At 69.6% G+C, this 14,002-nt stretch carries 12 protein-coding genes and 1 tRNA gene; 9 read left to right on the top strand and 4 right to left on the bottom strand.

Features of this window, described 5'->3' with window-relative positions; all coding sequences use genetic code 11:
* Nucleotides 1–170: 170 nt before the first annotated feature.
* A complete protein-coding gene (locus ACFVXA_RS27990; RefSeq protein WP_390027247.1) occupies nt 171–1,580 on the bottom strand; it encodes a sensor histidine kinase in 1,410 nt (469 codons plus the stop codon).
* A 167-nt stretch (nt 1,581–1,747) separates the two neighbouring features.
* On the opposite strand from ACFVXA_RS27990, the gene ACFVXA_RS27985 reads away from it, so the two are divergent.
* The 7 genes from ACFVXA_RS27985 to ACFVXA_RS27955 all read left to right on the top strand — a co-directional run bounded on the left by ACFVXA_RS27985 (nt 1,748) and on the right by ACFVXA_RS27955 (nt 7,692).
* A complete protein-coding gene (locus tag ACFVXA_RS27985) occupies nt 1,748–2,608 on the top strand; it encodes a helix-turn-helix domain-containing protein (RefSeq protein WP_390027244.1) in 861 nt (286 codons plus the stop codon).
* Between the two features lie 14 nt (nt 2,609–2,622).
* A tRNA-Gln gene (locus ACFVXA_RS27980) sits at nt 2,623–2,698 on the top strand.
* A 126-nt stretch (nt 2,699–2,824) separates the two neighbouring features.
* The gene (gene glmU, locus ACFVXA_RS27975; RefSeq protein ID WP_362016053.1) at nt 2,825–4,273 is read left to right on the top strand and encodes a bifunctional UDP-N-acetylglucosamine diphosphorylase/glucosamine-1-phosphate N-acetyltransferase GlmU; all 1,449 of its coding nucleotides are present in this window, start codon (nt 2,825–2,827) and stop codon (nt 4,271–4,273) included.
* A 144-nt stretch (nt 4,274–4,417) separates the two neighbouring features.
* On the top strand, nt 4,418–5,392 hold the full coding sequence (locus ACFVXA_RS27970; protein ID WP_362016056.1) for a ribose-phosphate diphosphokinase: 975 nt from the start codon (nt 4,418–4,420) through the stop codon (nt 5,390–5,392).
* Nucleotides 5,393–5,586: 194 nt separating this feature from the next.
* Nucleotides 5,587–6,180, top strand: coding sequence for a 50S ribosomal protein L25/general stress protein Ctc (locus ACFVXA_RS27965; protein WP_362016058.1), 594 nt, complete (start codon nt 5,587–5,589; stop codon nt 6,178–6,180).
* Nucleotides 6,181–6,361: 181 nt separating this feature from the next.
* A complete protein-coding gene (gene pth / locus ACFVXA_RS27960) occupies nt 6,362–6,958 on the top strand; it encodes an aminoacyl-tRNA hydrolase (protein WP_362016060.1) in 597 nt (198 codons plus the stop codon).
* Between the two features lie 224 nt (nt 6,959–7,182).
* On the top strand, nt 7,183–7,692 hold the full coding sequence (locus tag ACFVXA_RS27955; protein WP_362016062.1) for a hypothetical protein: 510 nt from the start codon (nt 7,183–7,185) through the stop codon (nt 7,690–7,692).
* Nucleotides 7,693–7,748: 56 nt separating this feature from the next.
* Here ACFVXA_RS27955 and ppc read toward each other — a convergent pair whose 3' ends face one another.
* Nucleotides 7,749–10,481: a phosphoenolpyruvate carboxylase gene (ppc, locus tag ACFVXA_RS27950; protein WP_383741190.1), complete on the bottom strand. Its 2,733-nt coding sequence runs from the start codon at nt 10,479–10,481 to the stop codon at nt 7,749–7,751.
* A 468-nt stretch (nt 10,482–10,949) separates the two neighbouring features.
* Between ppc and ACFVXA_RS27945 the strand changes: the two genes are divergently transcribed.
* Nucleotides 10,950–11,963 carry a fatty acid desaturase gene (locus ACFVXA_RS27945; protein WP_362016069.1) on the top strand — a complete coding sequence of 338 codons (1,014 nt, stop codon included), beginning with the start codon at nt 10,950–10,952 and terminating at the stop codon, nt 11,961–11,963.
* Nucleotides 11,960–12,640: a TetR/AcrR family transcriptional regulator gene (locus ACFVXA_RS27940; protein WP_362016073.1), complete on the top strand. Its 681-nt coding sequence runs from the start codon at nt 11,960–11,962 to the stop codon at nt 12,638–12,640. The genes ACFVXA_RS27945 and ACFVXA_RS27940 overlap by 4 nt, the downstream gene beginning before the upstream one ends.
* 151 nt (nt 12,641–12,791) lie before the next feature.
* On the opposite strand, the gene ACFVXA_RS27935 is transcribed toward ACFVXA_RS27940, so the two are convergent.
* Entirely contained in the window at nt 12,792–13,157 is a 366-nt protein-coding gene (locus tag ACFVXA_RS27935) for a VOC family protein (protein ID WP_390027241.1), read from the bottom strand.
* Complete coding sequence (locus ACFVXA_RS27930) at nt 13,157–13,969, bottom strand: trans-aconitate 2-methyltransferase (protein ID WP_389467934.1); 813 nt, start codon at nt 13,967–13,969, stop codon at nt 13,157–13,159. The genes ACFVXA_RS27935 and ACFVXA_RS27930 overlap by 1 nt, the downstream gene beginning before the upstream one ends.
* Nucleotides 13,970–14,002: the final 33 nt, after the last annotated feature.

The following is a 14,002-nucleotide window of genomic DNA, read 5'->3' as shown; positions in this document are numbered from 1 at the left end:
AAGAACTCCCTCGCCCCTCCGCCCCTACCCGTCCCTTGTTCCTGGGGGCTGCCGCCCCCAGACCCCCGCATCGGCCTGAACGGCCTCGTCCTCAAACGCCGGACGGGCTGAAGCCGCCCACCGGCGGACCCACGGCGCACGAGCCACGAACCCGCACCGGATCGGAGCGCCTACGCCAACGTAGGAATCACCGCAGACACCCGAAACCCCCCCGCCTCCGTAGCCCCCGACACAAACACGCCCCCCAGCGCCGCGACCCGCTCCTTCATCCCCAGCAGACCATTGCCACCACTCGGCAGACGCACCGAAGACGCACCCCCCGGCTCCGGCGGACACTCGTTCTCGACCTGCATGGCTATCTCGGAGACCCGATGGGCCAGCCGTACGTGCGTCTTCGCGCCCGCCGCGTGCTTGTGGACGTTGGTCAACGCCTCCTGGACCACGCGGTACGCGGTCTGCTCGACCTCCGGCGCGTACGCGCGCACGTCACCCTCCACCGACAGATCGACCACCATCCCCGCAGCAGCCGACTGCCCGATCAGCTCGTCCAGCTCAGCAAGGCACGGCCCGTCCACGAGGTGCCCACCCCCAAGGTGCCCACCCCCAAGCTGCGCACCCCCGAGGTGCCCACTCCCGGGCTGCCCACCCGCGGGATACCCGTCCACAGGACCGTCCACCGCCCGCGACGCCGCCGCCTCGGCAGCCACCCGCACCGCCGCCAGCGGTACCGGCGGCACCGGCCGCACCCGAGCCCCCGCCCCGTCCCCCGTACGCAACACCCCGAGCATCTCCCGCAACTCGGTCAGCGCCTGCCGCCCCATGTCCCCCACGAGCGCCGCGTTCTTCACGGCCTTCTCCGGGTCCTTCCGGGCGACGGCCTGAAGGGCGGCCGCGTGCACCACCATCAGGCTCACCCGGTGCGCGACCACGTCGTGCATCTCACGGGCGATCCGCGTGCGCTCCTCGTTGCGCGCCCACTCCGCCCGTTCCTCGGCCCGTTCGGCGAGCAGCTGCAGCTCCCGTTCGAGCGAGTCCGCCCGCTCCCGCAGGCTCTCCATCAGGCGTCGGCGCGCACCCACGTACAGGCCCAGCAGGACCGGCGGAGCGGTCATCCCGAGGGCGGTGCTGATGGAGATGAAGGGGACGAACCAGTCCCCCATGGTCACGTCCCCGCGCACCACGCCCTGGTGTGCCCGGACGAACGTCACGATGAGCATCCCGGCGAAGGACATGCCCGCCAGCGCCCCGATGATCCGCCGCGGCAGCTCGGACGCCGCGAGCGTGTACAGCCCGACGAGACCCATCAGGAACCCCATCTGGGCGGGCGTGATGGCGATCGACACCAGGACGACGGCGATCGGCCACTTCCGCCGCAGCAGGAGCACGGCCCCGGCGATCAGCCCGAACGCCACCCCCACCGGGACCGGCAGCCCCGCGTCATGGGCGAACCGGATCCCCTCACCCGCGCACTCCACGGCGGACGCCCCCGCGAGCCCCGCGTCCAGCACCGCACTGCGCCATCTGACCCACCACCACGGCCCGGTCCCGGCCGCGGTGTGCTCTTCCCCCGTCGTGGTCATGCCTCCAGCCTACGGTCGTCCCCCGCCCCTTTTCCGGTGAGTTTCGGCTACTGGCCTACACCACACTGCACAATCGAACAGAAGCGAAACCCGCCGGAATCCCTCGAACTGCTGAATCGCTCACCGTTCGACCCTGGAAGATCGCATTCCGCCAGGACGTTATGCCTATGGCACATTCGCAGCGGAAGTACGCGGATTTCGAAGCGCTGCGGGAGCGAGCGATCGCCCTGCGACGGGCGGGACTCAGCCTCCGGCAGATCCGGGACGAGCTTCAGGTCCACAACAAGGAGACCCTTCAGCGCCTCGTCGAGGGCGAGCCGCCGCCGGAGTGGACGAAGCGCCCGAACGCCAAGGACGACTTGCGCGACAGAGCTCGCGAGCTGCGCCGGCAGGGCTGGACGTACAAGGAGATCCAGGCAGAGCTGGGGTGCTCGAAGAGTTCGGTGTCGCTCTGGGTACGGGATCTGCCGCACCCCGAATCCCGCTGCACCCCGGAAGAGCAGCGCGCGCGGATGAACGCGGGGCTCGCTCGGCTGCGCGTCCAGCAGGACCAGGTACGCGAGGAAACCAAGCGGCAAGCCGCCGAGTCCATCGGAGAACTGTCCGACCGGGAACTATTCATGGCCGGAGTCGCCCTCTACTGGGCCGAGGGACAGAAGAGCAAGCCGTACCAGCGCCGGGAATCCGTCATCTTCGTCAACAGCGACCCTGGAGTGATTCAGGTCTACCTCGCGTGGCTGGATCTGCTGGACGTGACACGAGAACGGCTGCGCTTCCGCGTCATGATCCACGAAACCGCGGATGTGGCCACCGCCGAGCAGTACTGGGCTGACCTCGTCGACATCGACGCCAGCACCCTCCAGCCGACGACGCTCAAGAAGCACAACCCCAAAACCGTCCGCAAGAACGTCGGCGACGCCTACCGTGGCTGCCTCGTCATCCGGGTCCTGCAGGGAGCCGAGCTCTACTGCCGCATTGAAGGCTGGTGGGGCAGAATCGTGGCCCGGACCCAGACCCGACTCGGGTAAGGTCTCAAGGGCCATCCCCCGTGGTGTAACTGGCAGCACACCAGATTTTGGATCTGGTAGGACAAGGTTCGAATCCTTGCGGGGGAGCCACACTGCACAAGACCTCGTTTCGGGCCCTGACAGCTCTGTCAGGGCCCGCTCTCATGTCCCTCCTGATACGCCCCGGTATCCTGCGGATGTCCACACCCCAGCCATCCGAAGCCGAAGGGCATTCCCGTGAGCGCCAATCGCCCGGCAGCCGTCGTCGTTCTCGCAGCGGGTGAGGGCACCCGTATGAAGTCGGCCACACCGAAGGTCCTGCACGACCTGTGCGGCCGTTCCCTGGTGGGTCATGTGCTCGCGGCCGCACGCGAGTTGGAGCCCGAGAATCTGGTCGTGGTCGTGGGGCACGCCCGCGAGCAGGTCGCCGCGCATCTCGGTGAGATCGACCCCGCCGTACGGACGGCCGTGCAGGCCGAGCAGAACGGCACCGGGCATGCCGTACGGATGGGCCTGGAGGAGCTGGGCGGCGCCGTCGACGGCACCGTCGTCGTGGTCTGCGGCGACACCCCGCTGCTGACCGGGGAGACGCTGCGCGCGCTCGCAGCGACCCACTCCACCGACGGAAACGCCGTCACCGTGCTGACCGCCGAGGTCCCCGACGCCACCGGTTACGGCCGCATCGTGCGGGACGGCGCCAGCGGCGCGGTCACCGCGATCGTCGAGCACAAGGACGCGAGCGAGTCGCAGCGCGCCATCCGTGAGATCAACTCCGGAGTCTTCGCCTTCGACGGGCAGCTGCTCGCGGACGCGCTCGGGAAGGTGCGGACGGACAACAGCCAGGGCGAGGAGTACCTCACGGACGTCCTGGGGATTCTGCGCGAGGCCGGGCACCGCGTCGGCGCGGCCGTCGCCGCCGACCACCGCGAGATCGCCGGCATCAACAACCGGGTCCAGCTGGCCGAGGCCCGCCGCATCCTCAACGACCGGCTGCTCGAGCGCGCCATGCTCGCCGGCGTCACCGTCGTGGACCCGGCCACCACCTGGGTCGACGTGGCCGTCACCTTCGAGCAGGACGCGATCGTGCACCCGGGGACCCAGTTGCAGGGTGCCACGCATCTCGCCGAGGGCGCCGAGGTCGGGCCCAACTCCCGTCTCAAGGACACCAGGGTGGGCGCGGGGGCCCGTATCGACAACACGGTCGCCGACAGCGCCGAGGTCGGTCCGCAGGCCAGCGTGGGCCCGTTCGCCTATCTCCGTCCCGGCACCCGCCTCGGCCTGAAGGCGAAGATCGGCACGTACGTGGAGACGAAGAACGCGAAGATCGGCGAGGGCACGAAGGTGCCGCACCTCTCCTATGTGGGCGACGCGACGATCGGCGACTACTCCAACATCGGTGCCGCCAGCGTCTTCGTGAACTACGACGGACAGGACAAACACCACACCACGATCGGCTCGCACTGCCGCACCGGTTCGGACAACATGTTTGTGGCTCCCGTCACCATCGGGGACGGCGCGTACACCGCGGCGGGCTCGGTCATCACCAAGGACGTGCCGCCCGGTTCGCTGGCCGTGGCCCGTGGCCAGCAACGGAATATCGAGGGTTGGGTGGCTCGCAAGCGTCCGGGGAGCGCGGCCGCGAAGGCGGCGGAGGTGGCTTCCCGGGAGCCGGAAGGCGAAGCCTGACCGGAAACGGGCACGTCTGACACGGCGTACCGTGATAAGTGCACACCCGCACCGTGCACCCGCACCCCCAGCTGAGACGACCTCTCGCGCCCAGTGGAGATGTCTCTCAACGCCCAGCTGAGAAACCTCTGAGGAGACAGTGCTGTGACCGGGATCAAGACGACCGGCGAGAAGAAGATGATGTTCTTCTCCGGCCGCGCCCACCCCGAGCTTGCCGAGGCGGTCGCCCACAAGCTGGGTGTCGGGGTCGTCCCGACGAAGGCCTTCGACTTCGCGAACGGCGAGATCTACATCCGCTACCAGGAGTCCGCCCGAGGCGCCGACTGCTTCCTGATGCAGAGCCACACGGCTCCGATCAACAAGTGGATCATGGAACAGTTGATCATGATCGATGCTCTGAAGCGGGCCTCCGCCCGGAGCATCACGGTCATCGTGCCCTTCTACGGTTACGCCCGGCAGGACAAGAAGCACCGCGGACGTGAACCCATCTCGGCGCGTCTGATCGCCGACCTGATGAAGACGGCGGGTGCCGACCGCATCCTCACGGTCGATCTGCACACCGACCAGATCCAGGGCTTCTTCGACGGCCCGGTCGACCACCTCTTCGCGCTGCCGGTCCTCGCGGACTACGTGGGCGCGAAGGTCGACAAGTCGAAGCTCACGGTCGTCTCTCCGGACGCCGGCCGCGTGCGCGTCGCCGACCGCTGGTGCGACCGCCTGGGCGCGCCGCTCGCGATCGTGCACAAGCGCCGTGACAAGGACGTCGCCAACCAGGTCACCGTCCACGAGGTCGTCGGTGACGTGAAGGGCCGTGTCTGCGTCCTTGTCGACGACATGATCGACACCGGTGGCACGATCTGCGCCGCCGCCGACGCCCTGTTCGCGCACGGCGCGGAGGATGTCATCGTCACCGCCACGCACGGTGTGCTGTCCGGCCCGGCCGCCGACCGTCTGAAGAACTCCAAGGTCAGCGAGTTCATCTTCACGGACACCCTGCCGACTCCGGGCGAACTGGAGCTCGACAAGATCACGGTGCTCTCGATCGCGCCGACGATCGCCAGCGCGGTCCGCGAGGTCTTCGAGGACGGCTCGGTGACGAGCCTCTTCGAGGAGCAGTAGGCACCCTCCGGTCCGCCGGAAGATCGATTTCTTGTACGGCCTCCCCGCCGCGTAAGCTGTCACAGTTGCTCGGCGAGGGAGGCCGTACCGCTGTACATGGCGGGTACGGCGGTCCGTTATCGACGCGCTCTTCGTAGCAGGCCGATGGTTTTGGCCGGGTGACCACCTTCCCCAAGTTTCTACGAGGAGTGATCATGTCCGAGGTCAAGCTCGCCGCCGAGACCCGCACCGAGTTCGGCAAGGGTGCCGCCCGCCGCATCCGTCGTGACAGCAAGGTTCCCGCGGTCGTCTACGGTCACGGTGCCGAGCCGGTCCACATCACGCTGCCGGGCCACGACCTGCTGCTCGCCCTGCGTACCCCGAACGTCCTGCTCTCCCTGGACATCGAGGGCAAGACCCAGCTGGCGATCCCGAAGGCCGTCCAGCGTGACGCCATCAAGGGCTTCCTCGAGCACGTCGACCTGCTCCTCGTGAAGCGCGGCGAGAAGGTCACCGTCGAGGTCTTCGTCCAGACCGAGGGTGAGCTCGCCCCGGGCAGCTTCCTGCTCGAGCACGTGCTGAACACCCTCACGGTCGAGGCCGAGGCCACCCACATCCCGGAGTCGGTCACCGTCTCCATCGAGGGCCTGGAGGCCGGCGCCTCCATCCACGCCAAGGACATCCCGCTCCCCGAGGGCACCACGCTGGCCATCGACGAGGACGCGGTCGTCCTCCAGGTCCTGGCCGCCCAGGCCGAGGAGCCGGCCGCCGAGGGCGCCGAGGGCGAGTCCGAGACCGCCGAGGCCTGATCCTCCCGGATTCCCGTACCGTCAGCCGCCGCTCCGTGAGGGAGCGGCGGCTGCCGCGTATAAAGCGTCGTACGAGCCTCGCACGAGGGTCTGGCATGAACTCGGCGCGAGCCGCGGCATGAACGCGCACGAGCCTTTGGCATGAACGCGCACGAAGGTCTGGCATGAAGGAGAAGCGGACGTGACGACCGACGCCAACGCCCCCTGGCTGATCGTGGGCCTCGGCAACCCCGGTCCCGAGTACGCCATGAACCGGCACAACGTGGGCTTCATGGCGGCCGACCTGCTGGCGGAGCGGATCGGCGGGAAGTTCAAGCGGGCCGGCAAGGCGCAGGCGCAGGTGATCGAGGGGCGTATCGGGCCGCCCGGTCCGGCGAACCGCCGGGTGATCCTGGCCAAGCCGATGTCGTACATGAACCTGTCCGGCGGCCCGGTGAACGCGCTGCGCGAGTTCTACAAGGTGCCGCTGGCGAACATCGTGGCGATCCACGACGAGTTGGACATCGACTACGGCGTCCTGCGGCTCAAGCTCGGCGGCGGCGACAACGGCCACAACGGGCTCAAGTCGATGACGAAGGCGATGGGCCCGGACTACCACCGGGTGCGGTTCGGCATCGGGCGCCCTCCGGGCCGTATGCAGGTCGCGGATTTCGTGCTGAAGGACTTCGCGTCGGCGGAGCGCAAGGAGCTCGGCTACCTCGTCGACCGCGCGGCGGACGCCGCGGAGTGCCTGGTGATCGAGGGCCTGGAGCGGGCGCAGAGCACGTACAACTCCTGAGCGGTCGCAACTCCTGAGCGGTCGAGCGGTCGAGCGGCCCGGTCCGCGTACGCGTAGCCCGCGGTCCGCGTACGCGTAGCCCGCGGTCCGCGTACGCGTAGCCCGGTCCGCGTACGCGTAGGACTCCTTCGCGGTCGGGCGGCCCGGTCGATGTACTCGTACAACTGCCGACTTGTCCGCCCACCGGGCCGCACGGCAGTTGACCGAGCGCGCAGGCATGGCCAATGATCCCGGCCATGCCTGCCGTCACCGCACATCGAGGGTCTCGTCGGAGCGCCCATCCGGCGCTGCGGTTCGGGCGGCTCGCGGCGATGGGTACGGTCGCGGCGCTGATCCTGATCGCGGGTGTCTGGGCCTCCTGGGGCACTGCCCAGCACGTGATGCTGAGCAAGGGCCGGGAGCAGGGGACGATCACCGTGCGGTCGTGCTCGGGCGAGCGCTGCACGGGGCCGTACACGCCCACGTCGGCCGGCTCCAGGGCGCGGGCTCGCGTCACCATCGAGCAGTCGGTGGCGGTGAAGAAGGGCCGGACGTACACGGTCACCGTGAAGCCCGGCAGCGGCGATGTCGTCCGGAGCGGGCCCGCCGGACTCCTCTACGCGTGGGTGCCGCTCGGCGGCGCCCTGCTGCTGGCCTCGGTGGTGGTCGCGGGCGGGCTGCGGCTGACGCGGTCGGCGTGGGTACTGGCGGGGACCGGGATCGTTCAACTGACGGTCACGTTCCTGGCCCTGTAACGCAGAGGTGCCCCCGCGCTCGTACGAACGCGGGGGCACCGTCGACTCGTCGCGGATCAGCCGGTGTTGCGCAGCCCCGCCGCCACTCCGTTGACCGTCAGGAGCAGGGCCCGCGACAGCAGCGGGTCGGTCTCCGCGCCGGCCGCCGCCTCGTCGCGCTGCCGCTTGAGCAGGGCGACCTGGAGGTAGGAGATCGGGTCCAGGTAGGCGTCGCGGATGGCGAAGGTCTGCTGGAGCACGGGGTTGGTGTCCAGGAGCTTGTCGCCGCCGGTGACGCGGAGCACCTCCCGGACGGTCAGCTCGTGCTCGGCCCGGATGGTCTCGAAGACGTGCTTCAGGTCGTCCGGGACGAGGGTGTCGACGTAGTGGCCGGCGATCCGCAGGTCCGTCTTGGCCAGCGTCATCTCGACGTTGGAGAGGAAGTTGCGGAAGAAGTGCCACTGCTCGTGCATCTCGTCGAGCACGGTGTCGAGGCCGGCCTCGCGCAGCGCCTTGAGCCCCGATCCCACGCCGAACCAGCCGGGCACGATCTGCCGCGACTGGGTCCAGCCGAAGACCCACGGGATGGCCCGGAGTCCGTCGAGGCCGGCTCCGCTGTCGGGGCGGCGCGAGGGACGCGACCCGAGGTGCAGGTCCGCGAGCTGGTCCACGGGCGTGGCGGCGAAGAAGTACGCGGGGAGGTCCGGGTCCTCGACGAGCTTGCGGTACGTGGTGTGCGCCGCGTCGGAGACGACGTCCATCGCCGCGTCCCAGCGGGCGAGTGCCTCGTCGGACTGACGGGGGGCGGTGTGCAGCGCGGAGGCCTGGAGGGTGGCCGCGACGGTCAGTTCCAGGTTCTCGCGGGCCAGTGAGGGCACGAGGTACTTGTCGGAGATGACCTCGCCCTGCTCGGTCACCTTGATCTCGCCCTCCAGCGTGCCCCAGGGCTGCGCGAGGATCGCGTCGTGCGAGGGGCCGCCGCCGCGGCCGACGGTTCCGCCGCGGCCGTGGAACAGCCTCAGCCGCACCCCGTACCGATGGGCCACGTCACGCAGGCGTCGCTGAGCGCGGTGGATCTCCCACTGGCTGGTGGTGATGCCGCCGAACTTGGAGGAGTCGGAGTAGCCGAGCATGACCTCCTGGACGTCTCCGCGCAGCGCGACGAGGCGCCGGTAGGAGGGGTCGGAGAGCATGTCCTCCAGGATCGTGTCGGCGGCCTTGAGCTCGTCCGTGGTCTCCAGGAGCGGCACGATGCCGATCTTCGCCCAGTTGCCGTGCAGGTCGAGGAGTCCGGCCTCGCGGGCGAGCACGGCGGCGGCGAACACGTCGTCCGCGCCCTGGCACATCGAGATGATGTACGACTCGATGACCTCGGGTCCGAAGATCTCCAGGGCCTTCTTGACCGTTTCGAAGACGCCGAGGGTCTTCTGCCCGGCGGCGTCCAGCGGCGCGGGGGTCGGGGCGAGCGGGCGCCGGGACCTGAGCTCCTTGGCGAGGAGCTTGGCGCGGTAGTCGCGGGGCATGTCGGCGTAGCGCCAGGACTCCTCGCCGAGGCGGTCGAAGAGCTGGCCGAGGGCGTGGTGGTGGGCGTCCGCGTGTTCGCGTACGTCCATGGTGGCGAGCTGGAGGCCGAAGGCGGCGAGGGTGCGGATGGTGCGGTTCATGCGGCCGTCGGCGAAGAGCGCGCCGCGGTGCTCGCGCAGCGAGGTCTGGATCAGCTTGAGGTCGCGCAGCAGCTCGGCGGTGCCGAGGTAGTCGCGGCCCGGCTCGTGCGCGGTGCCCCTGGCGAGGCGCTGCTTGGTGTTCTCCAGCTTCTGCCGGATGCAGGTGGCCTTGAGCCGGTAGGGCTCCTCGGCGTTCAGCCGCTTGTACCGGGGGCTGATCTCCGGCAGCAGCTCCAGGTCGGTCCGCAGCGACTCCAGCAGCTCCTCCGTCGCGCCCGTGTAGCGGATGGAGTTCGACAGGAAGCCGCGCAGCTCGTCGATGAGTTCGAGGGCGTCGTTGATGCCGTGCTCGTGCTGGAGGATCAGGACGTCCCAGGTGACGGCGGGGGTGACGTTCGGGTTGCCGTCGCGGTCGCCGCCGATCCAGGTGCCGAAGGTGAGCGGGCGGGTCTCGTCCGGCAGGACGACGCCGACGCGTTCCAGTTCGGCCGTCAGATCTTCGAGTACGTCGCCCACCGCACCCGCGTGCAGTTCGTCCAGGTAGTAGATGGCGTTGCGGGCCTCGTCCGCGGGCTCGGGGCGTACGACGCGCAGCTCGTCCGTCTGCCACACCAGGTCGATGTTCTCGGCCAGCCGGGTGTCGTAGCGGCGGCGGTCGGCCTCGATGACCGGGGTCTCCAGGAGGGAGGCGATGCGCCGCAGCTTGTTCAGCACGGAACGCCGGGCGGCCTCCGTCGGGTGGGCGGTGAAGACCGGGCGCACATTGAGGTTCTTGGCCGTCTGGCGCAGGTGCTCGGGGTCGGCGTCCTTGAGCCGGTCGGCCGTACGGGCGAGCAGACCGCCCTCGGCGGCGCGCTTGGCGCGCAGCTCGCGGCCGCGGTGCACCTGCTCGGTGACGTTCGCCAGGTGGAAGTAGGTCGAGAAGGCGCGGACCAGCTTGGCCGCGGTCTCCAGTTCGGTGCCGCGCAGCAGTTCGGCGGCGGCCTCGCCGTCTTCACGGGTCAGGCGGCGGACCTTTTCGACCAGTTCCAGGAGCTCGGGGCCCTCCTGCCGGACGAGGGTCTCCCCGAGCAGGTCACCCAGGCGGCGGATGTCGGCGCGCAGCTCGCTGCTGGTCGTCGTGGTCTGGTCGTCGGCACTGCTCACAGGTGCGGCTCCTTGCAGTGGTGAAGCTCGTCTGAAGAGTGTGGAAGCTCGTCTGAAGCTCGTCTGGAGGGGAACCCGGGTGGTGACCGCGCGGCGGGTGCCGCTTAGGGACGTGGCATCCGGGAAGTAAACAGAACGGACCGCGCTGTCCGACCGACTCCAAGGATAGGTGGCCATGCGGACGCGCAGGCTCACGGGCTCTTGCCGCCGGGCTACGCGCTGCCATACTTACGACGCCGTAGGTTACGGACCCGTAGGTACTCTCGTCAGAAAGCGAGGGAATCCTGAAATCCGTACCCCGGACATCCGGTCCCACCGCCGGACATCTGGCCCACTCCGCTCCCCGGACACCCGTCTGGACGTCCGCCCCGGGCATCCGGACCGGCGTCCGCCCCGGACATCGGGAGCACCGCTCTCCCCAGACATCTGTCTCCACCCAAAAACCCTCGAACCCCACAGGGGACGCCCATGACCACGAGCTCCGATGTGATCGACGACGCCCCGCAGGCGAACAACGACGGCACTCCGGTCCCCGCCGCCACATTGGGCGGTGAGAAGAAGGGGTCACTCGAACAGCTCACGCTTCTCCTCTTCATCACTGTCCCGTTCCTGGCGCTGCTCGCGGCGGTGCCGCTGGCCTGGGGCTGGGGAGTGAGCTGGCTGGATCTCGGCCTGCTGGTCTTCTTCTACTACCTGGGCTGCCACGGCGTGACGATCGGCTATCACCGCTACTTCACGCACGGTTCCTTCAAGGCGAAACGCCCGCTGCGGATCGCGATCGCGATCGCGGGATCGATGGCGGTCGAGGGCCCCCTGGTGCGCTGGGTCGCCGACCACCGCAAGCACCACAAGTTCTCCGACGCGGAGGGTGACCCGCATTCGCCGTGGCGTTACGGCGAGACGGTTCCGGCGCTGATGAAGGGCCTGTGGTGGGCGCACATCGGCTGGATGTTCGACGAGGAGCGGACTCCGCAGGAGAAGTACGCGCCCGATCTGATCAAGGACCCGGTGATCCGGGCGATCTCCCGCCAGTTCATCGGGTGGACGATCCTCTCGCTCGCCCTGCCGCCGCTGATCGGCGGTCTGGCGACGATGTCGTGGTGGGGCGCGTTCACCGCCTTCTTCTGGGGCTCACTCGTCCGAGTGGCGCTGCTGCACCACGTGACCTGGTCGATCAACTCGATCTGCCACGCGGTGGGCAAGCATCCCTTCAAGTCGCGGGACCGTTCGGGCAACGTGTGGTGGCTGGCCGTGCTCTCCTGCGGCGAGTCCTGGCACAACCTGCACCATGCCGACCCGACCTCCGCCCGGCACGGAGTGGAGCGCGGCCAGCTGGACTCCTCGGCCCGGATCATCCGCTGGTGCGAGCAGCTCGGCTGGGCGTACGACGTGCGCTGGCCATCACGCTCGCGTATCGATTCGCGCCGGAACACCGACGCGTCCGCCTCCCGCCGCAAGACGGAAACCGCTGACGCGGCATGATTGACAGCGTGGCGACCGACTCCAGCAGCACCCCGAGCAGCAATGAAAAGCCGCGGCGTGCGCGCCGCACCCGTATGACCGGCGCCGAGCGCCGTCAGCAGCTGCTGGAGATCGGCCGCACCCTGTTCGCGGCCAAGGGCTTCGAGGGCACGTCGGTGGAGGAGATCGCGGCGAAGGCGGGTGTCTCCAAGCCGGTGGTGTACGAGCACTTCGGTGGCAAGGAGGGCCTGTACGCGGTGGTGGTGGACCGCGAGATGCGCCGCCTGCTGGACATGGTCACGGGTTCTCTCACGGCGGGTCACCCCCGGGAGCTGTGCGAACAGGCCGCCTTCGCCCTCCTGGACTACATCGAGGAGTACACGGACGGCTTCCGCATCCTGGTCCGCGACTCCCCCATCCCGCAGTCCACGGGTTCCTTCGCCTCCCTCATCTCGGACATCGCCACCCAGGTGGAGGACATCCTGGGCCGCGAGTTCAAGAGCCGCGGCTTCGACCCGAAGCTGGCCCCGCTCTACGCCCAGGCCCTGGTCGGCATGGTCGCCCTGACCGGCCAGTGGTGGCTGGACGTCCGTAAGCCGCGCAAGGCGGAGGTAGCCGCCCACCTGGTGAACCTCGCCTGGCACGGCCTGGACGGCCTGGAGCCGAAGCCCCGCCTGATAGGGCACCGGAAGGCCTAGGGCCTGTCCGGCGGTATCAGGCCGGGGGACAGGTCTCAAGGCCCGTCCGGCGGTATCAGGCCGGGCGCAGGTCTCAAGGCCCGTCCGGCGGTATCAGGCCGGGCGCAGGTCTCAGGGCGCGTCCGGCGGTAACAGGCCAGGGACAGGGTCCTCAGGGCCCGTCCGGCTCCAGGAACTCCAGGCGGTTGCCGACCGGATCCTCGGAGTAGAAGCGCCGGTGGCCCGGGAGGTCGTCGTTCCAGATGACGGGGGCATGCTGGGCCGCGAGGCGGGCGGCGTACGCCTCGATGTCACGGACCCGCAGCCCTGGATGCGCCTTCTTCGCGGGCCGGAAGTCCGCCTCGGTGCCGAGGTGCAGGTGCACCGCCCCCGCCTGGAACCAGCAGCCCCCGCGGGCGGCGAGGGCGGCCGGCTTGGCGATCTCGGTCATCCCGAGGACGTCGACGTAGTACGAACGCAGCCGGTCCTCGGAGCCGGGCGGGGCGGCGAGCTGGACATGGTCGACCTCGACCAGCATCAGGCCCTCTTCCGGGCCACGGCGAACAGGCGCCGGAACGGCAGGACGGTGCCGTACGGCTCGGTCGGATAGGCCTCACGCAGCAGGTCCCGGTACTGGGCCACGAAGGCGTCCCGGGCCTCCGGGTCGTCGGCGAGGGCGGTCAGGGCGGGGCGCAGTCCGGTGCCCGTCGCCCAGTCGAGCACCGGGTCCTCGCCCGCCAGCAGTTGCATGTACGTCGTCTCCCAGACGTCCACGTCGCAGCCGAGGCGGGCCAGCCGGTCCAGGTAGGCGAGCGGGCCGTGGACGGAGTCCTCGGGGCGCAGGACGTCGGCGAGGCGCTCCTTCCAGCGGGCGGTGGCGGCGAGTTCGCGCATCAGGGCGTGCAGGGGCGCGTCGATGTTGTTCGGGATCTGGAAGGCGAAGGTGCCGCCGGAGGCTAGCGCGTCGAGCCAGACCGGGAAGGCGTCCAGGTGCCCCGGCACCCACTGGAGCGCCGCGTTCGAGACGATCAGGTCGTACGTCTCCGTCGGCGTCCAGCTCGTGAGGTCGGCGTGGGCGAAGTCGAGCCGTCCGCCGCCGGCCAGGGGGCCCTCGTGCTCCTTGGTCCTGGCGAGCATCTCCGGGGAGTTGTCGTAGCCGGTGATGTGCGCGGTCGGCCAGCGTTCGGCGAGTTGGACGGTGACGTTGCCGGGGCCGCAGCCGAGGTCGGCGATGCGGGCCGCGTCGCGGGGCAGCAGCGGGACACGGGCGAGGAGGTCGGTGAAGGGGCGGGCGCGGTGCTCGGCGTGGCGCAGATACTGGCCGGGGTCCCAGGTGGGGGCGGCGGACATGGGCGGGCCTCCTGGAGAATCGGAACTATCTTG

Source organism: Streptomyces sp. NPDC058246, from assembly GCF_042881985.1.
GTDB lineage: Bacteria > Actinomycetota > Actinomycetes > Streptomycetales > Streptomycetaceae > Streptomyces.
Note: the sequence above shows the minus strand (reverse complement) of the source record. Positions and strands in the feature narration are given on the sequence as shown.